The organism is Nocardia sp. NPDC004860 (genome assembly GCF_040609015.1).
Taxonomy (GTDB): Bacteria; Actinomycetota; Actinomycetes; order Mycobacteriales; family Mycobacteriaceae; genus Nocardia.
The window spans coordinates 474,260-492,151 of the sequence record NZ_JBEXJI010000004.1 but is presented as its reverse complement, the minus strand read 5'-3'; the positions used below and the strand labels follow the sequence as shown (position 1 = coordinate 492,151).

Here is a 17,892-nt window from a genome sequence, read left to right as displayed (position 1 = left end):
CACGGAACGGCCCGCCGGGGCGGACCGGCGGGCCGTCGTGGTCGCGTGATCCGAATCGGATCAGCCCAGGTTCGGCAGTTCGCGCACGCCGTGGGCCTTGGCGGCATCCAGCTTCTGCGGGTTCTCGTCCAGCAGCTTCAGGATGGTCGGGGCGATCTGGGTGGTCTGCACGGCGTCGGTCACGACCGTCTTCTTGGCGCCCGGGCCGGAGACGATCAGCGGGACATTGCGGTCGGCCCGGTTCGCGCCGCCGTGCTCGGCGATCTTGCCCTTGCCACCGGTGTAGACGGTGCCGACCTGTGCGACGCCGACCAGGTCGGGGTGGCGAGGGTCGTTCTCCGGGGCGCCCAGGTACGAGGCGGCGCCGGTGCCGGCGTGCACCTCGGTCAGGCCGGACTTGGTGTACGCCTTCGGGTGTCCGCTGATGTCATTGCCGGTGCCGTTGTTGGCCAGCAGCCACTGCTTGGCGAAATCGGCGGCGGCCTGCGAACGGTCGTTCAGCCACAGCAGCATGGCGTCGTCGTTCACGCTGAAGGCGACCAGGTCCTTGGTGGCCTCGGGGTGCTCGGCCTTCCAGGCGGCGTTGAGGGCGGTCATGATCGGGCCGTCGTCGATGCGGGTCAGGTCGCTCGGCTTGGTGGGCGACTGGCCGTGCTTGGCGGAGACGATGACGGTGGTGTTCTTGTCCTCGCCCTTGGTCTTCAGCTCGCCGAGCAGCTTGCCCAGCTGGCCGTCCACGTAGTCGAGCGCACCGGACAGCAGCGCGCCGGGGGTCACGCCGTCGGCCTGGTAGCCACCGGTCATGCCGTCGGAGGTCGGCAGCTTCTGCGCGACGGAGACGGTCTGGAAGTTCATGCCGAAGACGGCCGGTTCACCGACCTGCTTGGTGTGGCCGTGGTCGTAGCCGTCGATCTCGTTGAGGACGGCCTGCACCTTGTAGCCGTCGTACTGCTGGGTGGACTTGTCGTCCTTGGTCCAGTCCTGGCCCGCGATCGGGGAATTGGAGTTGATCTCCGGGGTGAAGAGGTCGTCGATGGCGTTGCCGGCCTTGCCCTCGAGGATCGAGTAGGCGGGATGCTTGTCCGACCAGGCGGTCAGCTTGCCCGCGGCGTGCAGGACGTCGAAGACCGAGTTCACCTGGAGGTACTGGCTCGGGTAGACCGGCTTGCAGGTGGCCGGGTCGACCGGCATGGCCGCCGGGTTCAGCAGGGAAGCCGGGTTGCCCGTCATGCCCAGGATGCTGCCCGGCAGGCCCGCCAGGCCCTGGCCGGCGTCGATCGAGTTCTGGTTCTTGTCCATCGCCTCGGTCATCGCGACCTCGGCGCCCTTCGGGGTGTGGGCGCAGTCGGTGGTGCCGGCGGGCAGCAGGTCGTGATTGAAGGTGTCGTCGTAGTAGACGCCCGACTGTCCCGCGGTGGCGCCGGTGAACTGCGCGATCATGCCCGGGAAGGAGTCCGACGGGTTGGTGGTCTGCGCGTTGGTGTACTCGGCGCCGTTGTTCGCCAGCGAGGCCAGCGCGGAGTTCGGATGCTGCTCGACGTACCACGCCAGGTCCGCCTGGTGCATTCCGTCGATCGAGATCAGCAGCACGTGGTCGGCGTCCTTGCCCTGACCGGTCTTGCCGCCGGGGGCGGCATGGGCGATAGCGGCACCGGTACAGACCAGCGCCACCGCACCGGCGGCAGCGGCGACCCGAATGCTCTTACGGGACATGGATTCCTCCTGATTACGCGACACAGAACTCTTGTGTCACGGCGTTATTGCGAATGAAGTGACTCGAAGGACAGCGATCAGGCGTCGTAACCAGTTGCGGCAGTGCGCACTTGGCCGACATAGACCGAGGAATGGTTGTAGGCGAGGATGGCCTGCCGCCAGCCCGCGGCGGTGGCCAGATCGCCGCCGGCGGCGCACAGGTAGCGGCCCGCGGCCAGCGCGGCGTCGTCGATATTGTCCGGGTTGCCCGACAGGTCGCCGGTGGCAACGGGTTTGGCGGCCTCGAGCGCATCGGCGAGGGTGCGATAGTCCGCACCGGCGCGAACGCCCCAGTGCTTCCAGGTGTCCGGGATGAACTGGAACGGGCCCATGGCGCGGGCGTAGACGGTGCGTCCGGCCCGGGCGGTCGAGGCGGGATCGAGGATGACGGCATTGCCGCCCGTGCCGTTGAGGGCCACGCCGCGAATCGGCGGCTGCACCAGGCCGTCGGCCGCGATGGTGGCGCCGCCGAAACGGGCGTGATCGCTTTCCACGCGGGCGATCCCCGCCAGCGTGGTCCAGCCGAGGTGGCAGCCGGGCTGGGCCTTCGCCAGCACGACCGTGGCGTATCCGTACGCCTCCAGCGCGCGGAGCGGGATGCCGTCCTTGTCGGCCCGGGGGCGAGCCCACTCGCGGAGCTGGTCGAGCTTGTTGTCCATCGCGTCGAGCCGGATTTTCGGGATCGGGCCGCCGGAGCCCGGAGGAGCGGGTTCCGGCGCCCGGCCCGGCCCTGCGGCACACCCGGCCACGGTGAGCGCGACCGCGGCGATGAACAGGGGCAACCGAGCCCCGCCCAGCGCCCGGCCACCCGTGCCGGGCAGGTACGAATTCGTCATGGTTCCGCGAAATTCACTGGTGCGCACAATGTTTCGTTCCGTGCGCCTAGCCGCACGGACGAGGGGCGGGCGGGGGTGTCGGCGCCTTGGATGCCGGGGGCGCGGCCGGCTTCGAGGTCGCGGGCACCGGGGGCTTCGAGGTCGCGGGCACGGGTGGCTTCGGCGCCGGGGCGGCCGGCGGCGCGGGCTGCGGTTTCACGGTCGGCGGATGCGCGAGGGTCGGGGATGCCAGCGGCTGCATCTGATTCCGCGGCGGCGCTGCGATGCAGTGGGGCGAGGTCGGCGGGGCGGTCGTCGTCACCGGGGCGGTCGTCGTCACCGGGGCGGGCGTCACCGCGGGCGTGGTCGTCACGGGAACCGTGGTCGTCACCGGCGACGTCGTCGTGGGTGCCGCGGTCGTGGTGGCCACCGGAACCGTCGTCGTTGTCGACGGGGGCGTGGTGACCGGGGCCGTGGTGGTGACCGGAATCGTGGTGGTGTACGGGACGATAGTGGTCGTCGTCGAGGGGTCGGTGGTCACCGTGACCGTCGTTGTGGTGGCGGCAGGGTCCGATGTGGGAGTCACCGACTGCGAAACGGTTTGGCCCGGATCGGAAGACTGATCCGCCTGGAACGAGAGGGTCGCGCTCGCGTCGATGGAGAGGCTGGGCGCGGCTGTCGCGGTCGGCGTATCCGTGGTCGTGACCGGCGTATCCGTGGTCGTGACGGGGGCGCTGGTGGTCGCATCCGGGGTGGTGGTCTCCTGGGCGGGATCCGTTGTCGCGGACGCGGGATCGGTGCCCGGATCGGTCGCGGCGACCGGGTCGCCCGCGGCGTCGGGTGTGGAGCCGTCGGTGGGGACCGGAACGTCGCTCGGAGTCAGTGAGCTGTCGGCGAGACCGATCTCCGGCATGGTCGACCCGGGCTGCACTGCCGTCAGATCGGCGTAGCTCTGCGAATCCGGTACCTTCGCCGCTTCGGTCGACGCGGCACTGGTCGCCGCCGGATCGGCACCGTGCGTTTCGGCCGCGGCGACCACGCCGACGACGAGACTCGCCAGCGCGGCACCGGCCGCCACCTTCGGCAAATGGCGGCGGACAGGACGCGACGCGATCAGGCGAGCCATCAGCTGCCATTTCCCCGGGGCCTCGGTCTCGGCGAGTTCCCCCGGGGCCTCGATGAATTCGGTCGGCACCGCATCGACGGCATCGGCGTTCGGCTCGATGGCCGGTTCGGACGTGTCCGATTCGTCCCGATCGGGTTCGTTGCTGTCCAAGGCTGTCCCCACTGTGGATTCTTTCTCCGCGATAAGTCGCCGCACCAGCGCCCATGCGGAGGACGAACTGGATGGCCACCGGGGCCGGAAATTCAAAACTCGTTGCGAAACGGCTTTCTGGCGACCAAGACTGTGCAATGCACTCGGACAGCATGCAACTCAGCCCCGCACCGCACACCATAACTCGCCGGTGCCCCGCAACACAGCAGCGACAACATGCCCTGGATCAGGCATAAATCTCTGTGCAACAGTGGAATCGAACACTACCGGCGGGATGGATCAGCCAATCGGCACATCGAAGGACGCAGTAGCACCCGTCGGCCAGGAAAAAGGCAGCAACCACCGATCAGGCGCGCCGAGTCGCCCACTCGACCCTTCTGCCGGATATCACCAAATACGTTGTACCAAAACATATTTCACGCCGAAAGCGACGCCAGAACGCGAGCTGAACGATTGACCGAGCGACACAAATTGTCACACCTTCCGTCCGAACGCCCACACCCATCGCCTGCACAACCAGGCGGCACGACATATGAGCTTTGGAGCCCTGTTCACGATTTTGCCCCATAACCCAAACTTCAATGAACAAACGGTGCATGAAAGGTGTCGGAAAACCGTTGGCATCAGCGAATATTCATGTTGCGAACGCTGTGACCTTTCCGACAGTGCGCCGTTTCGGCCCGTCGGGTAAAAGTTCTTCAGCGAATCCGATTCACACCGCTCGGCCGCGCAAGGCTTCGCAGGACGTTCGATAGAGAGGCTGGCCGTGCAGATCGCCGCACCGCTCCCCCACCCCGGCCAGTCGGCGTTTCCCCCGATCCCACCCACCCAGGTCCGTCGCGGCGCCGGGCAGCTCTCGTGGGTCTGCGAACGACCCGAGATCGGGGGCTATCTCCGCCGGCAGCGTGAGGCGCTGGGATTGACCCAGGAGGAGGTGGCCCTGGCCGCGTCGACCACGCTGTCGTCCCTGCGGAAGTGGGAGGCGGGTCTGCGCAATCCGAGCACCGATGGTCTGGCGGCCTGGTGCCGTGCGCTGAATCCACCGGACTGGATGTTGCGCAAGATCATGTCGCTCGCGCTCGGTGACATGGATACGCTGCGCACCGAACCATGGCCCCGGACCATCGGCGGCGAGGATCTCGCTCATCTCGAATCGTTCTGCGGGCCCGCCTTTTTCATCAGATTCCCCCATTTGGATGTCGTCGCCGCCAACGGACCCGCGCGCCGGCTGATTCCGAGCTTGACGCCGGCCGGCCTCGGTCCGGCGCGCCCGGTCAATCTGGTCGAATGGATCATGACCGACGCAGCACGAGAACTGCTGGTCAACTGGCGCGACGTCGCCGTTCGCGTGATCCATGCCCTGCGGGTCATGGGTCCCGGCATCGTTCCGCAGCAGCGCCTCGACGAGATCTTCAACGCCTGCTATTCGCGATCGCCGAAGGACTTCAAACGATTCTTCGCCACCAACCCGGTCGAGGACGAACAGGACGGCGACGCACTATTGGTGCGAAACCTGGAGCAGGGCACGGTCGATCGGTATACCTACCGATCCTTGCGCCCGACCCAGCCGATGCGCCCATATGACCTCGTCCATGTGATCCGGAGCACCGCACCGCGCGATGCGGGCGCGTAGCCCGCACCGGATCGACCACACCGAACACGTTCCCGCCGCACCCATCCCGGGGGTTCCGATCGTGCCAGACTGCGGACCAGGCGTGCCGATCTCGGACACCGGTGGTGCAGCGCCGGGCCGGGTGCACCAGAATTCGGTGCGGCCGGCACCGACTCGCGGACCGGCCCTGGTTTTCAACGCGGTCGACCGCACACGCACCGGTACATGGGCAATGGGGTGGTGTGGGGCGCGGCCGCGACCGATCCCACACGGAAGGTCGATACGTGCCCAAGCACCTGATCACAGTGGCGTCGATTGCGCTGGCGGCGGTGGCCCTCGCGGGCTGCGGCAGCCACCACAGCAGTCCGCTCACCCCGCCGACTTCGACGACCTCGGTACCGGTTTTCGGCGGTGGCCAGATACCGGATGTGATCGATGTGCCGACCACCACCCCGTCCACGACCAAGGCCAGGTGATGGCCGAGCGGTGACCTCGCACCGGTCGTCGGCCGCGCCGGAGGCGACGCTCACGCCCATACAGCCGAGCCTCTGCGCGGAGACCGTCGGGCCCTGGGCGCCGAGTTCTCTTGTCCGCATGTGTGTTTCCCCGTCGGACGGATGGCTCGTCACAGCCCGCGACGGCATGGACGAACAACGACAGCGCCGGGAGGTCTGCAGTGCGGCGCGCGGATTGCTGACCGAATCCCAAGTCCGTTGCAGGGCACGCACTTCCGGCAACATCGGGTAACCCACAATGGCTCCTTCTGCTCACCGGCGACGATTTCTAGCGATGGTAGAATTCATGTCGCCTCTATATTCAGAGGCGGTAGCTAGATAACTTTACGGCCGATGCGATGAGGCGATGACGATTCAGAAGACGCCATGACGATCCAGCAACGGCGCGAGCGGGAACGAGCCGCCAGGCGTCAGCTGATCATCGACACCGCGCGCAGACTCGCCGAGGACGATGGCTGGGCGGCGGTGACCACGCGCCGGCTGGCCGATTGCATCGAGTACAGCCAGCCCGTGCTCTACAGCCATTTCACGAGCATGGAGGCCATCGCGGCGGCGGTGGCCGTGCAGGGCTTCGCCGAGCTGGCCGACGATCTGCACGCCGCGGGCGCTGGGCGCGAGACCCCCGGGCAGCGCCTGGGCGCCCTGGCCACCGCCTATGTCGAATTCGGGTTGTCCCAGCCGGCGCTCTACGACGCCATGTTCGTCCAGGCCACCGATCTCGCCTTCGGCAGCGCCGAGACGCCCGAGCAGTTACGCCGCGCCTTCGACGAAATGCGGTCGGTGATCAGGGCATCCCCCGGCGGCATCGATCCGGACGCCGACACCGACACCGAGGTGTTCTGGGCCGCCCTGCACGGCCTGGTGACGCTGGCGCGCAGTCACCGCCTGCGCACCGAGTCCATCGGTGTGCACCTGACGGTGCTGCTGGAGCGTTTCGCCAACCTCGGCATCCACCGACCCTGAATCCGTGGCTGGATCCGTGGTCGGCACGGATGTCGCCGGCCGGGCCGAAATTTAGCGTTATCGGCATGACGAACACCGCCACCACCACCGAAATCAATGTCAGCCTCGAGGCTGCCGACCCCGCCGCCACCGCGGCCGCCTATGAAGCCGCCTTCGGCCTCGGCGCCAGGCTGACCTTCCGTCCCGCTACCGCCCCGGCGGAGGGCTTCCGCGGATTCATGCTGTCCCTGGTCGTCACCCAGCCCGGCACCGCCGACAACCTCATCGCCGGCGCGCTGCAGAACGGATTCACCATCCTGAAGCCGGCCAAGAAGAGCCTCTGGGGCTACGGCGCCGTCATCCAGGGCCCGGACGGCACCGTCTGGAAGGTCACCACCTCCCAGAAGAAGAACACCGGCCCCGCCACCCGCGAGGTCGACAGCGTCGTCCTGCTGCTCGGGGTCGAGAACGTGAAGGCCAGCAAGCAGTTCTACCTCGACCGCGGCCTCACCGTTTCGAAGAGCTTCGGCAGCAAGTACGTCGAGTTCGCCCTCCCCGACTCTCCCGTCAAGCTCGCCATGTACCCCCTCGCGGCCGCCGCCAAGGACGCGGGCGTGCCGCCGACCGGCTCGGGCCCGCACGGAATCGTGGTCAGCGGCGCCACCACCTCGTTCGTCGATCCGGACGGCTTCGAATGGGAAGCATCCGCGAAACGCCCGTGACGCCTTCGGGTTACCGATCGGCCGGGCGGGCGCGACTAGGATTACCGCGGCCTGTCCGAGAGCACCGTCCGGCCTGATCGGACATTCGTGTGAAGGAATTAGCCATGCCGTATGTTGTTGACTTCGTGAACGTCTCGACCGAGGGACTGGAGTCGTCGCCGGTCGCACCCGCGCTCGCCGGATTGCGGGCGAACGAGGCCCGGTACTTCAAGAACAAGTACGACCACGTCTTCACGGTGGAGCCCGCGGAGGATGCCCAGGAGACCATCGAGTGGGTGAACCGGATCCTCGCGGAGGAGCGGTCCCTCGTCATCTCCTCGAAGCCCCTCGAGGCGACGGCCTTCCAGGTCGAGGACATTCGAATCGCCTACGTGTTCTATCAGAACGGCCTGTCGATCAATGTGATGTACACCGTCGACGACGCCAAGAAGCGAGCGGTCGGGTTCAAGCTCTCCGACGGGATGGAAGTCCCCGCGGAGCTCGCCTCGCAATTCAAGTTCGCGCGGCAGAAGTCGAAGCTGGCCGGCACCATTCGCGGCTCGTACTTCGTCATCAAGGGCGAGTACTGACCCCGGTGGGCCTTACCGCCCCGCAGCCGACGAAGACCTGCGGGACGGTTCGGCCACTGCCCGATCAGCCGAACGGGTACTGACCGGCGCCGGCGTAGCCGGTGCCACCCATACCGATGATGTCGGTGAGCATCACGAGCATTCCCTGCCCGATCGACAACGCGTCGTTGCCGATCGTTCCGAGGTTCTGCGCAAAGGTCTGCATGTCCACCTCCGCTGTCGGTCGATCCGAATGGTGCGCACGGGAACGTAGCCAATCGGTGTCACCACCGGCAAGTCCGGTGTGGCGCGATCTGCCGCACCACGATGCGCCGAAATCTGTTCTCTGCCAACAACATCGCCGAGTCGCACCGGACGCGACAGCGCGACACGCCGACATTCGGACAATCGGGGCCACAGCAGACTCACAGGACCGCCGCGCGCCCCGAGCGCGGCTAGGTCACCGAATCGAGGGACGAGAAGACCACCACGTTGGACTCGTAACTCTTGGCAGCCTGGTCGAATTGGCCGCCACAGGTGACCACCTGCAGCGTCGCGCCGCCGCGGGGACCGAAGACGAGCTGGTCGGGGAACTGGGATTTCAGGTACATGCGGACATCGGTGACCTTGAAGTGCGCGGTCTTGCCGTCCGCGCGCTTCACGTCGATCATGTCGCCCGGCTTCACCTTCTTCAGGTAGAAGAAGACGCCGGTGCCCTTGTAGGAGTCGACGTGGCCGAGGATGACCGCCGAGCCCTGCTCGCCCGGCGCGGGACCCTGCTGATACCAGCCGGCCTGCAGGTAGTCGGAAGGCACCTGGACCGAGCCATCGGCATTGAGCCCCACCGCGATCAGCGATCCCGAGGCCTTGATCGAGGCGATGTCGAACGACACCGGAGTGGACCGGCTGATCGCGGCCGCCGTCTTCACCCCGGAGGCGGACGCGGCCGCGGTGGTCGTGCTCGCGGCCGAATGGGTTGCGCCGGAGGACGAACAACCGGTCACCAGGGCCAGGATGATCGCCACCACGGCGATGAGCGCACCGCGTAGTGGTCTACGGATTCTCAACGCGCCCACGGCGTTTCCCTTCGCGATGCTCACTGCGCGCTCACCTGGGCGGCCATGCCGCCCGCGCCGGTTTCGGGCGCGCCCTTGGGGATCACGTAGCCGCCCGGCGGAACCTGGTCGGTGACCGCCGTGCCGCCCGGGATGCCGGTGGTCGCACCGACCGGAATCGCCATGCCGTACACCGTGTCCGCACCGGCCGCCGCGGCTCCGGCCGTCACCAGATCGATGCCACCCAGTGCGCTGCCGCCGATGTCGGTGTTCCCGCCGGCCTGTACTCCGCCACCGGCATTGCCACCGATCTGCGTACCGCCACCAACCTGCACGCCACCACCGGCATTGCCACCGATCTGCGTACCGCCACCAACCTGCACGCCACCACCGGCATTGCCACCGATCTGCGTACCGCCACCGACCTGCACACCACCATTGGCATCCCCGCCAACCTGTGTACCGCCGCCGATCTGCACGCCACCGTTGGCATTGCCACCGGTCTGGACGCCGCCGCCGACCTGCACACCACCATTCGCGTCACCGCCGACCTGCGTACCGCCGCCGATCTGCACGCCACCATTCGCGTCACCGCCGACCTGCGTACCGCCACCGACCTGGACACCACCGTTGGCGTCACCGCCGGTCTGCGTACCGCCACCGACCTGCACGCCACCACCGGCATTGCCACCGGTCTGCGTACCGCCGCCGACCTGCACGCCACCATTCGCGTCACCGCCGACCTGCGTACCGCCACCGACCTGCACGCCACCACCGGCATTGCCACCGGTCTGCGCGCCACCGCCGACCTGCACACCACCACCGGCATTGCCACCGGTCTGCGCGCCACCGCCGACCTGCACACCACCACCGGCATTCGCGCCGGCGCTCGGCTGGACGGACGCACCGGCATTGCCGCCGCCTCCGCCTTGGACGTCGACGCCCACGTTCACCCCGCCGGGTCCGATGCCGACGTCCACACCGAGGCCGGCGCCCGGGGCGGGCTGTGTCGTCGCGGTCGGGTCCGCGCCGGCCAGCGGCGCCCATAGTGCGACTGCGGCCGCGGCGATCACCATGACCGGGAATGTCCTAGCCGACATTTTCGAATTCGCTTCCAGACGTTGTTGTTCGGTTGCCTTCCCGTCGAACAGACGGGTTGGTGTGTTACCGACAAGTCGCCCCTGACCGCGAGAACTATGCCGTTTCAGGCACGTTTGAAACTGGACGCCTGCACAAGTCCCTAATGCACCGAGTCCCCACCCGAAGCCCCTAATTTGCTCCGCTTCGCCGACGATACCGACGGCATTCCGGTACGGCTGTCAACCGCCCGCGACAACGGTGACGAATCAGCGGGCGGCATGCTGGGACGTGGTCTCCCAGGCGAATCCGTCCGGATCGGTGAAGGTCGCCGCGCCGCCGACGACGAGGCGGTGGGACCCGCTGCCGTCGGAGGAGACCCCGGAGTCCTTGGCCAGGGCGCGGCGCTTGTACAGGGCCAGCTTCACCGGGCTCGAGCCGGTGTCGAACTCCACGTACATCGGCCCGAAGCTCTTGGCCACCGGCAGCCCGTGATCGACATAGAAGCGCTTGCTCGCGCCGATGTTCTCCACACCCAGCAGCAACACCATGGAGTCGAAGCGCTTGGCCGCCGGACCGCTGTTCTTCTTCGCGGAGGTCGCGACCTTCCAGATCGCGCCGTCCGGGGCCTGCACCACGCCGCCGTAACCCCACATCGACTTGGCCGCGGGCCGGAGCGCGGTCGCGCCCGCCGCCAGCGCGGCATCCAGATAGGCGTCGGCGTCGGCCGGCTGTGCCACCGTCAGCGAGAGCGTGTACCCGCGGAATCCGGTGCTGGGCTCCTGGGTGGCTCGCAAGCCCAGCAGCTGCGAGTCCAGCCCGAACGCGGTGGAGTAGAAGCTGGCCGCGGCGTCGACGTCCGCGACGTCGAGGGTGATGCTCTCGATGGAAGTCATGCCAGCAACGCTACGGTCGCGCCACTGACCAGCGCTTCTCGATTCCTGATCAGTCCCGGGCCACTCGCGGGCGAGTCACTTCCCGGCGGTCGCCCGCGGTGTCTCCGCACGTCGGACCGCACCCGTGCCGACGGCCTCGAGATGCTCGGAGCCGTGGATGACGTCGGTGAAGGCGCGGGCGACGGTGTCGCCCTCCAGGGTCTGTTCGCAGCGTCGGGCCAGCTCATGGCGGTCGGTGTCGGGGAGCAGCTGCGGCTGCAGAGCGATCTCGGCGACGACGCCCTTGGAGCGCAGGACCCGGCGGAACGAGTCGGCCAGCGAGTCGATGCCGACGAAGCCGGGAATGGTCGACAGGTCGCCGGCGCGGTCGAGGTAGCGCAGGCGGATGGGCTGCACCGGGGTATCGGAGTCGATGGCGGCCTGGAACAGGGCGGGACGCAGGCTGCCGTGGGCGCGGCCACACCAGGTGGTGCCCTCGGGGAAGAAGGTGACGCGCTCGCCGGCGCGCAGGCGGTCGGCCATGGTCGCGATGACCGACGGCAGCTGCCGTAGGCGTTCACGCTCGATCGGGATGACGCGGACCCGCTTGGCGACATCGCCGAGCATCGGCCACTCGACCAGGTCGGCGCGGGCCACGAAGGACATGGGCTCGACGGCGGTGAGGGCCACGATGTCGGTCCAGCCGATGTGGCGGGCCGCGATCAGCACACCGCCCTCGCGACGGTCCTCGGGGGCGCGGTTGTCGACGATGCGGACGCGAATTCCGCAGCAGGCCAGCAGGGCTCGCGCATAGCGGCGCTGCAGCCCGGCGCGACGGCGGCGCGGGGTGGCGTAGTGCGCGATCGGGAAGCTCAGCAGGACCCCGGCGATGCCGGCGATCCGGGCGGCCACCCGCAGCGTGCCCGCCTCAGCGGAAGCGTCGACACACGAAGAGCCGCAGGGACTGTGGGGCATCCAGGCGTGGGCGGAGGCTTCGGCCGGCGGGCACGAGAGCGATCCGGTCTCCGGGGAGAGCAGTGCGGGCATCATGGGGCATCACCGGGCATCCAGGCTGTTGGCCGCGCCCTGCAGGCGCTCCAGGTAGCGGGTGTTGATGGTCTCGAGGCCGAGCAGGGCGACGAAGTCGGCGACCGCGAAGTCCGGGTCGTGGGCGGGCTCGCCGCAGATCTGCGCGCCCAGGCGTAGGTAGCCGCTCAGCAGCGGGGGTAGCTTGGGGCGGGCGGGAGCTGCCAGCTCGTCGAGGGTGCGGCCGTCCACCACCACCGGGTTGTACGGGCGCACATGGCGTTCCGCCTCCAGCGCGTGCTTGCGCAGCAGCATGTCGCGCACGCCGCGCACGTTCACGCCGGGCTCGTCCTCGGGCGTCATCCGCATCGGTACCGAGACGCAGCCCATCACCCAGTCGTATCCGGTGAGCTGGATGTAGTGCAGGATGCCCGCCCACATCAGCGTCAGCACCGAACCGTTGCGGTGATCGGGCACCACGCAGGCGCGGCCCATCTCGACGATCCGGTGACCGACGGGATCCAGTGCGGCCAAGTCGAATTCGGTGGCGGTGTAGTATCCGCCGGCGGCGGTCACCTTGTCCGGGGGCAGCATGCGGTAGCAGCCGACGAACTGCTCGGTGAGCTCGTCACGCACCAGCAGGTGATCGCAGTGGTCGTCGAAACGGTCGGCGTCCAGGCCGGTTCCGTTGTCGGGAATGGTGAAGCCCGGCTCATTGGCGAACACCTGGTAGCGCAGCCGCTGTGCGGCCTCGCGGTGCTCGGCATCGGAGGAGACGACCAGGGAGTACTGGGACCGTCCGGTGGTGCGGGGCGCTTCCGGGGCGGGCTTCGACGCGGCTGCCAGCAGGCTGGAATTCGACGCTGCCATGGTGGTCATAGGCTTGATCAAGCCAGTCCCAGACTGCGCTGGAGCGACCGCCGGATTACCTTGCGATGCCAGTCCGGTGAACGCGACGCAGACCGCACCGGGAGTTCATCCGGCCGCCTCGCAACGTTCTCTACCAGGACAAATGCTCGTATCCCGGCGGGGTACCGGCGGCTCTGGAAGGCCGCGCGCCGAGCCCGTAAGACGTTGCGGCGAGCCCGGACCCGCGTCCGCGAGCGGTCGGCAACGCGGAAGAAATCAGCCTACGCCCACCGGGTGAGCCTTGCATCGCGGGGGTCCACTTCCGGAACGACAACCAGTCAGTTCCGGAAGAGCAAGGCGGAATCGCCGAATTCGTGCCAGAGATACCCGGAGTCGAGCGCCACCCGGTACGCCTCCCGCACCACCGCCCCGCCCGCCACGGATTCGAGCAGACGCAAATGCGAGGCGCCCGGCGCGTGCCAGCCGGTGATCAGCCCGTCCACCGCCCGCGCGGGACGATCCCCGTCGAGCACCAGCTCGGTCCAACCGGCCATCGGACGTACCAGACCGTCTGCGACGGTGGCGGTTTCGAGCGCCCGGGTGACCGTGGTGCCCACCGCCACCACCCGGCCGCCCGCCGCATGCGTGGCGTTGACCAGCCGCGCCGTCATCTCCGGCACCGCGAACCGCTCCGGACTCGGCGGCTCCCCGGACTCCGGCGAGGACACCCCGGTGTGCAGCGTGATCGGCGCGAACCCCACCCCGCCCGCCACCAGCTCGGTCACCAGCGCCTCGGTGAAAGGCCGCCCTGCACTGGGCATTTCGGCACTGCCCGGCTCGAGCCCGAAGACCGTCCGATAGTAGGCGGCCGACCACCGCCCCGTGAGGTAGGAGTAGGAGATCGGACGGCCGTACCGTGCGAGCAGCGCCCGCACATCCGCCTCCGCCCGATCGACCCCGTGGTCGGCACGCTTCTCGGCCAGTCCGCCACCCACCCGGTCGTCCTCCACTGCTGCGCTGCCGGTCCTTGCGGCGTCACCGCGTCCCGCAGCGGCGGCACCACGGACCCCAGCGGCAGTCGGATTCCCGACGCCGGCATGCTCGGACGCGGCTTCGATGTCCGCGGCCCACAAGCGGTCGCTGCCGCGCGGCCAGCGGGTGCGCACGGTGGCGATGTGACCGGCCGGAAGGGTGATGCGCGCACCCGGTTTCAGCGCCCGCCCGCGCCACGGCACGCCCGCGGGGTCGCGCAGTTCGACCACCCAGCGCCCGTCGTCGAGCCAGGTCGAGAAGTGCAGCACCGCGGCCGCATCGCCGTACCGCGCGTCCACCGCGGCGCTGAGCATGGCCGAATTGTTCACCACCACAAGGTCTCCGGCGCGCAGGAATCTCGGCAGTTCCCGGAACCGCGCATGGGTGACCGTCCCGGCGTCGCAGACGAGCATCCGGACCTCGTCACGCGCCAGGCCGCGCGCCTCGGGCGGGCTGGTCGCCGACAGCTCGTCGGGCAGCGTGAACGCGAGCTCCTCCATACCGAGGGTCATGACGCCACCGACAGTTCGGACGCGAGGTAGCGGCCGCTCGGCGGGCGCGACTCGAGGAGGTGCAGCAGCGCGGGCACAACGGTTTCCGGCTCGGGGCGATCGGAGATGTCCTCACCGGGGAAGGCGGCCTGGTGCATCTCGGTGCGCATGTCGCCGGGATCGAAGCTGTAGACGCGCAGCTGGGGATTCTCGGCGGCGAGCACATTGGTGAGCTGGTCCAGTGCGGCCTTGGAGGCGCCGTAGCCGCCCCAGCCCTGGTAACCGCCGACGGCGGCGTCGGAGCTGATGTCCACCACCACGCCGTCGGAGGCCCGGAGTGCGGTCAGGGTGAGCTGCAGAATCGCCAGGGGTGCAATCACATTGGTGTCGAGGACGGCGGCGAGTTCGTCCAGCGGGTAGCGGTCCAGGGTCGGGAGCGGGCTCGGGCCGAGTGCGCTGGCGTTGTTGAGCACCAGGTCCAGCCGGCCGGGGCCGACGGACTCGGCGATGCGCTCGCGCACCGCCGGGTCGGCGACATCTCCCGCGATGGCGTGCGCGCCGGTCGCGGCCCGCACCCAGTCGAGCCGATCCGCGCCGCGAGCGACGAGGATCAGCTCCCAATTCCGTTCGGCGAGCGCGAGCGCGACCGCCCGGCCGAAGCCCGCCGACGCCCCGGTGATCAGGGCCCTTTTCGTGTTTTCAGGCATACAGCCATCGTGAAACCTGAACCTCTGTTCAGGTCAACAACTTTTCGCCGGCAGCGAAGAGCCGCCCGGGTCAGGCGTTCTCCCGGGCGAAGCTGCGGGAGGCGACCAGGATCAGCAGCAGTGAGACCACGATGGTGACGGCGGTGCCGACATAGACCTCGTGCGCCCCGAAGTCACCGCGGAACAGCGCCCGCGCCGCGTCCACGGTGTGCGAGAACGGATTCACCTTCGCGATGTCCTGCAGCCACTTCGGTCCCACCGTCATCGGCAGCAGGATGCCCGACAGCAGCATGATCGGCACCGAGACCGAGTTCAGCAGCGAGGCCAGGGTGTCCTCCGAGCGCGCCCACAGGCCCAGCGCATAGGACGCGGACGCCAGCCCCGCACCCATGACCGCGATCAGCAGCAACGACAGCACCAGGCCGGCCGGATTCGGCCGCAGCCCGAAGACCGCCGTGGCCACCCCGACCAGCACCAGGGCCTGCACCAGCAGCACCGTCATGTCCTTGAGTACCCGGCCCAGCAGCAGCGCGCCGCGCGAGGCGGGAGTCACCCGCTGCCGTTCGATCACGCCCGCGCGCCATTCGGCCACGATGCCGAAGCCGACGAACAATGCTCCGAACAAACCGATCTGAATGACCAGCGCCGGGGTGAGGATCTTCCACGGATCCGCGCCCGGGCCCAATGACGGGGCGATGCCCTTCACCAGGGGACCGAACAGGACCAGATAGATGATCGGCTGCATCAGGCCGATGATCACCCAGACCGGATTGCGCAGATTGGCCCGGACCTGGGACCAGTAGATCAGTCCGGTGTCGCGCAGGAATGTCATGACCGGTCTCCTTCCCGGAGTGAACGCCCGGTGAGCGTGAGGAACACATCGTCGAGGCTGGGACGCTTGACGGTGAGCGAACCGGGCGTGATGCCCTTGTCACCGAGCGCCTGCAGCAGCGGGACCACCGCGGCGTCACCGTGTTCGACGGTGAGATGCACGAGACTCTTTCCGGCATGGCCGTTCTCGTGGCCCTCGGTGCGCAGCCGGGAGCGCAGTTCGAGCGCCTCGGCGGCGACATCCAAGGCCAGATCGGCGCTGCCGGAAGCGATTTCGAGGCTGATCACGTCGCCGGAGATGCGCCGCTTCAGCTCGTCGGGGGTGCCTTCGGCGACGATGGTGCCGTGGTCCATCACCAGGATGCGATCGCAGAGCGCGTCCGCCTCCTCCAGATAGTGGGTGGTGAGTACGACGGTGGTGCCTTCGTCGCGCAGCCGCCGGATGTGGTCCCACAGGTTGGCCCGGCTCTGCGGATCCAGCCCGGTGGTGGGTTCGTCGAGGTAGATGAGCGTGGGCCGGTGCACGAGGCCGAGCGCGATGTCCACCCGCCGGCGCTGCCCGCCGGAGAGCTGCCCGCACCGGCGGCGTTCCAGCCCGTCGAATTCGAGCGCCTTGGCCAGGTCGGCGGCATTGCGCCTGGCCTCGGCCCTGGACAGCCCGAAAAGCCTTGCCTGCAGGATCAATTCGTCCTCGACCAATTCGGTCTCATTGGTCGATCCGCCCTGCGGCACATAGCCGATGCGAGAGCGCACCGTCCGCGGCTCGGCGCGCAGGTCGGCGCCGACCACGGTGGCCTCGCCCGCGGTGGGGGCCAGCAGCGTCGAGATCATCCGCAGGGTGGTGGTCTTGCCGGCCCCGTTGGGGCCGAGCAGTCCGATGATCTCGCCGTAGCGCACGTCGAAGTCGATACCCGTGACCGCTTGCACGTCACCGGTTTTGGTCTTGAAGGTCCGGGCCAGCCCACGGACCCGGATGACCGGGTCGGTGGGTGCGCCGCGGACGGGTGATGTCGTTTCCACGCCTCAACGGTAGAAACGACCCACCCAGATAGTCAAGCTTGACTATTAAAACTTGAGTACTTCGCCGGGAGCGGCGACACTACTTCACCGGAGGCGGGACCGGGGCCCCGCCCATGGTCCCCGACCAGGCATCCAGTTCCCCGCTCTCGATCCGCTGCAGGGTCCGGCGCGACCACTCCAGATCCGCACGCACATGTGCCGCAGCAAGATTGATCGCATCGGCGACATGATGCGGCTCCGCCTCCCGCGGATCCCCGCTCCCGGCCAGAATCCGCTCCTCCTCGCGCTCGAGATAGACCAGATTCGACTCGAACTGCAGGATCCGGCTGCGCAGCGCCGCAATCACATCCACCTTCGGCGCGTGCGGAAACAGCGACACCGTCGCGAAATACGGATGCTTGAGCTGGTCGGCCGCGAACAACGACTCGCGCAGCATCTCGCCGAATTCCTTCTCCCCCTCCGGAGTCAGCCGATACGTGCGCCGCTCCGGCCGCGCCCCCTCCTGCCCGACACCCTCCACCGAGATGAGACCGTCCCGCTCCAGCGTGTTCAGCGCCCCGTACACCGACCCGGGCTTCACATTGGCCCAGTCGTCGGCATGCCAGGACAGCAATTCGCGGCGCACGTCGTAGCCGTGCACGGGCTGGAGCAGGCGCACCACCGCCAGCACCAGCAATCGAGTTGTAGGAACAGCCATAGTCGCAGGTTAACCTTGCCCCACAACGGGAACGAGCCGCCCGGCGCTCT

General features: G+C 68.4%; 19 protein-coding genes. 6 read left to right on the top strand and 13 right to left on the bottom strand.

The window, feature by feature from the left end:
- Nucleotides 1–60: 60 nt before the first annotated feature.
- From ABZV44_RS12635 to ABZV44_RS12625, 3 genes are all read right to left on the bottom strand, one after another.
- Complete coding sequence (locus ABZV44_RS12635; protein WP_354835224.1) at nucleotides 61–1,713, bottom strand: alkaline phosphatase family protein; 1,653 nt, start codon at nucleotides 1,711–1,713, stop codon at nucleotides 61–63.
- A 77-nt stretch (nucleotides 1,714–1,790) separates the two neighbouring features.
- On the bottom strand, nucleotides 1,791–2,588 hold the full coding sequence (locus tag ABZV44_RS12630) for a murein transglycosylase (RefSeq protein ID WP_354835222.1): 798 nt from the start codon (nucleotides 2,586–2,588) through the stop codon (nucleotides 1,791–1,793).
- Nucleotides 2,589–2,634: 46 nt separating this feature from the next.
- A complete protein-coding gene (locus tag ABZV44_RS12625; protein ID WP_354835220.1) occupies nucleotides 2,635–3,855 on the bottom strand; it encodes a hypothetical protein in 1,221 nt (406 codons plus the stop codon).
- Between the two features lie 754 nt (nucleotides 3,856–4,609).
- On the opposite strand from ABZV44_RS12625, the gene ABZV44_RS12620 reads away from it, so the two are divergent.
- The 5 genes from ABZV44_RS12620 to ABZV44_RS12600 all read left to right on the top strand — a co-directional run bounded on the left by ABZV44_RS12620 (nucleotide 4,610) and on the right by ABZV44_RS12600 (nucleotide 8,203).
- A complete protein-coding gene (locus tag ABZV44_RS12620; RefSeq protein ID WP_354835218.1) occupies nucleotides 4,610–5,476 on the top strand; it encodes a helix-turn-helix domain-containing protein in 867 nt (288 codons plus the stop codon).
- 263 nt (nucleotides 5,477–5,739) lie between these two features.
- On the top strand, nucleotides 5,740–5,931 hold the full coding sequence (locus ABZV44_RS12615; RefSeq protein WP_354835216.1) for a hypothetical protein: 192 nt from the start codon (nucleotides 5,740–5,742) through the stop codon (nucleotides 5,929–5,931).
- Nucleotides 5,932–6,336: 405 nt separating this feature from the next.
- A complete protein-coding gene (locus tag ABZV44_RS12610) occupies nucleotides 6,337–6,933 on the top strand; it encodes a TetR/AcrR family transcriptional regulator (RefSeq protein ID WP_354835214.1) in 597 nt (198 codons plus the stop codon).
- Nucleotides 6,934–6,998: 65 nt separating this feature from the next.
- On the top strand, nucleotides 6,999–7,634 hold the full coding sequence (locus ABZV44_RS12605; protein ID WP_354835212.1) for a glyoxalase: 636 nt from the start codon (nucleotides 6,999–7,001) through the stop codon (nucleotides 7,632–7,634).
- A 104-nt stretch (nucleotides 7,635–7,738) separates the two neighbouring features.
- Nucleotides 7,739–8,203, top strand: a complete 465-nt coding sequence (locus tag ABZV44_RS12600; protein ID WP_354835210.1) for a phage tail protein — start codon at nucleotides 7,739–7,741, stop codon at nucleotides 8,201–8,203.
- A 64-nt stretch (nucleotides 8,204–8,267) separates the two neighbouring features.
- On the opposite strand, the gene ABZV44_RS12595 is transcribed toward ABZV44_RS12600, so the two are convergent.
- Together ABZV44_RS12595 and ABZV44_RS12590 are read right to left on the bottom strand one after the other, a co-directional pair.
- On the bottom strand, nucleotides 8,268–8,414 hold the full coding sequence (locus ABZV44_RS12595) for a hypothetical protein (RefSeq protein WP_354835208.1): 147 nt from the start codon (nucleotides 8,412–8,414) through the stop codon (nucleotides 8,268–8,270).
- 223 nt (nucleotides 8,415–8,637) lie between these two features.
- The gene (locus ABZV44_RS12590; RefSeq protein ID WP_354835206.1) at nucleotides 8,638–9,258 is read right to left on the bottom strand and encodes a class F sortase; all 621 of its coding nucleotides are present in this window, start codon (nucleotides 9,256–9,258) and stop codon (nucleotides 8,638–8,640) included.
- Here ABZV44_RS12590 and ABZV44_RS12585 point away from each other — a divergent pair.
- Complete coding sequence (locus ABZV44_RS12585) at nucleotides 9,231–10,286, top strand: hypothetical protein (protein WP_354835204.1); 1,056 nt, start codon at nucleotides 9,231–9,233, stop codon at nucleotides 10,284–10,286. The two genes, ABZV44_RS12590 and ABZV44_RS12585, sit on opposite strands and share 28 nt — an antisense overlap.
- Nucleotides 10,287–10,583: 297 nt before the next feature.
- On the opposite strand, the gene ABZV44_RS12580 is transcribed toward ABZV44_RS12585, so the two are convergent.
- From ABZV44_RS12580 to ABZV44_RS12545, 8 genes are all read right to left on the bottom strand, one after another.
- A complete protein-coding gene (locus ABZV44_RS12580; protein ID WP_354835202.1) occupies nucleotides 10,584–11,210 on the bottom strand; it encodes a VOC family protein in 627 nt (208 codons plus the stop codon).
- A gap of 75 nt (nucleotides 11,211–11,285) precedes the next feature.
- The gene (locus tag ABZV44_RS12575) at nucleotides 11,286–12,239 is read right to left on the bottom strand and encodes a lysophospholipid acyltransferase family protein (protein ID WP_354835200.1); all 954 of its coding nucleotides are present in this window, start codon (nucleotides 12,237–12,239) and stop codon (nucleotides 11,286–11,288) included.
- 6 nt (nucleotides 12,240–12,245) lie between these two features.
- Complete coding sequence (locus tag ABZV44_RS12570; protein ID WP_354835198.1) at nucleotides 12,246–13,094, bottom strand: GNAT family N-acyltransferase; 849 nt, start codon at nucleotides 13,092–13,094, stop codon at nucleotides 12,246–12,248.
- A 308-nt stretch (nucleotides 13,095–13,402) separates the two neighbouring features.
- Entirely contained in the window at nucleotides 13,403–14,608 is a 1,206-nt protein-coding gene (locus ABZV44_RS12565) for an S-adenosylmethionine:tRNA ribosyltransferase-isomerase (RefSeq protein ID WP_354835196.1), read from the bottom strand.
- The gene (locus ABZV44_RS12560) at nucleotides 14,605–15,294 is read right to left on the bottom strand and encodes an SDR family oxidoreductase (protein WP_354835194.1); all 690 of its coding nucleotides are present in this window, start codon (nucleotides 15,292–15,294) and stop codon (nucleotides 14,605–14,607) included. The genes ABZV44_RS12565 and ABZV44_RS12560 overlap by 4 nt, the downstream gene beginning before the upstream one ends.
- A 70-nt stretch (nucleotides 15,295–15,364) precedes the next feature.
- Entirely contained in the window at nucleotides 15,365–16,126 is a 762-nt protein-coding gene (locus ABZV44_RS12555; RefSeq protein ID WP_354835192.1) for an ABC transporter permease, read from the bottom strand.
- On the bottom strand, nucleotides 16,123–17,145 hold the full coding sequence (locus ABZV44_RS12550; protein ID WP_354835190.1) for an ATP-binding cassette domain-containing protein: 1,023 nt from the start codon (nucleotides 17,143–17,145) through the stop codon (nucleotides 16,123–16,125). Before ABZV44_RS12550 ends, ABZV44_RS12555 begins: the two co-directional genes overlap by 4 nt.
- Before the next feature lie 79 nt (nucleotides 17,146–17,224).
- Nucleotides 17,225–17,842, bottom strand: a complete 618-nt coding sequence (locus ABZV44_RS12545; RefSeq protein WP_354835188.1) for a PadR family transcriptional regulator — start codon at nucleotides 17,840–17,842, stop codon at nucleotides 17,225–17,227.
- Nucleotides 17,843–17,892: the final 50 nt, after the last annotated feature.

Bases quoted from the DNA above. Each gene is read 5' to 3' on its own strand.
- ABZV44_RS12635 (WP_354835224.1), bottom strand. From the start codon at position 1,713: ATGTCCCGTAAGAGCATTCGGGTCGCCGCTGCCGCCGGTGCGGTGGCG.
- ABZV44_RS12630 (WP_354835222.1), bottom strand. From the start codon at position 2,588: ATGACGAATTCGTACCTGCCCGGCACGGGTGGCCGGGCGCTGGGCGGG.
- ABZV44_RS12610 (WP_354835214.1), top strand. From the start codon at position 6,337: ATGACGATCCAGCAACGGCGCGAGCGGGAACGAGCCGCCAGGCGTCAG.
- ABZV44_RS12605 (WP_354835212.1), top strand. From the start codon at position 6,999: ATGACGAACACCGCCACCACCACCGAAATCAATGTCAGCCTCGAGGCT.
- ABZV44_RS12600 (WP_354835210.1), top strand. From the start codon at position 7,739: ATGCCGTATGTTGTTGACTTCGTGAACGTCTCGACCGAGGGACTGGAG.
- ABZV44_RS12580 (WP_354835202.1), bottom strand. From the start codon at position 11,210: ATGACTTCCATCGAGAGCATCACCCTCGACGTCGCGGACGTCGACGCC.
- ABZV44_RS12575 (WP_354835200.1), bottom strand. From the start codon at position 12,239: ATGATGCCCGCACTGCTCTCCCCGGAGACCGGATCGCTCTCGTGCCCG.
- ABZV44_RS12570 (WP_354835198.1), bottom strand. From the start codon at position 13,094: ATGACCACCATGGCAGCGTCGAATTCCAGCCTGCTGGCAGCCGCGTCG.
- ABZV44_RS12565 (WP_354835196.1), bottom strand. From the start codon at position 14,608: ATGACCCTCGGTATGGAGGAGCTCGCGTTCACGCTGCCCGACGAGCTG.
- ABZV44_RS12560 (WP_354835194.1), bottom strand. From the start codon at position 15,294: ATGCCTGAAAACACGAAAAGGGCCCTGATCACCGGGGCGTCGGCGGGC.
- ABZV44_RS12555 (WP_354835192.1), bottom strand. From the start codon at position 16,126: ATGACATTCCTGCGCGACACCGGACTGATCTACTGGTCCCAGGTCCGG.
- ABZV44_RS12545 (WP_354835188.1), bottom strand. From the start codon at position 17,842: ATGGCTGTTCCTACAACTCGATTGCTGGTGCTGGCGGTGGTGCGCCTG.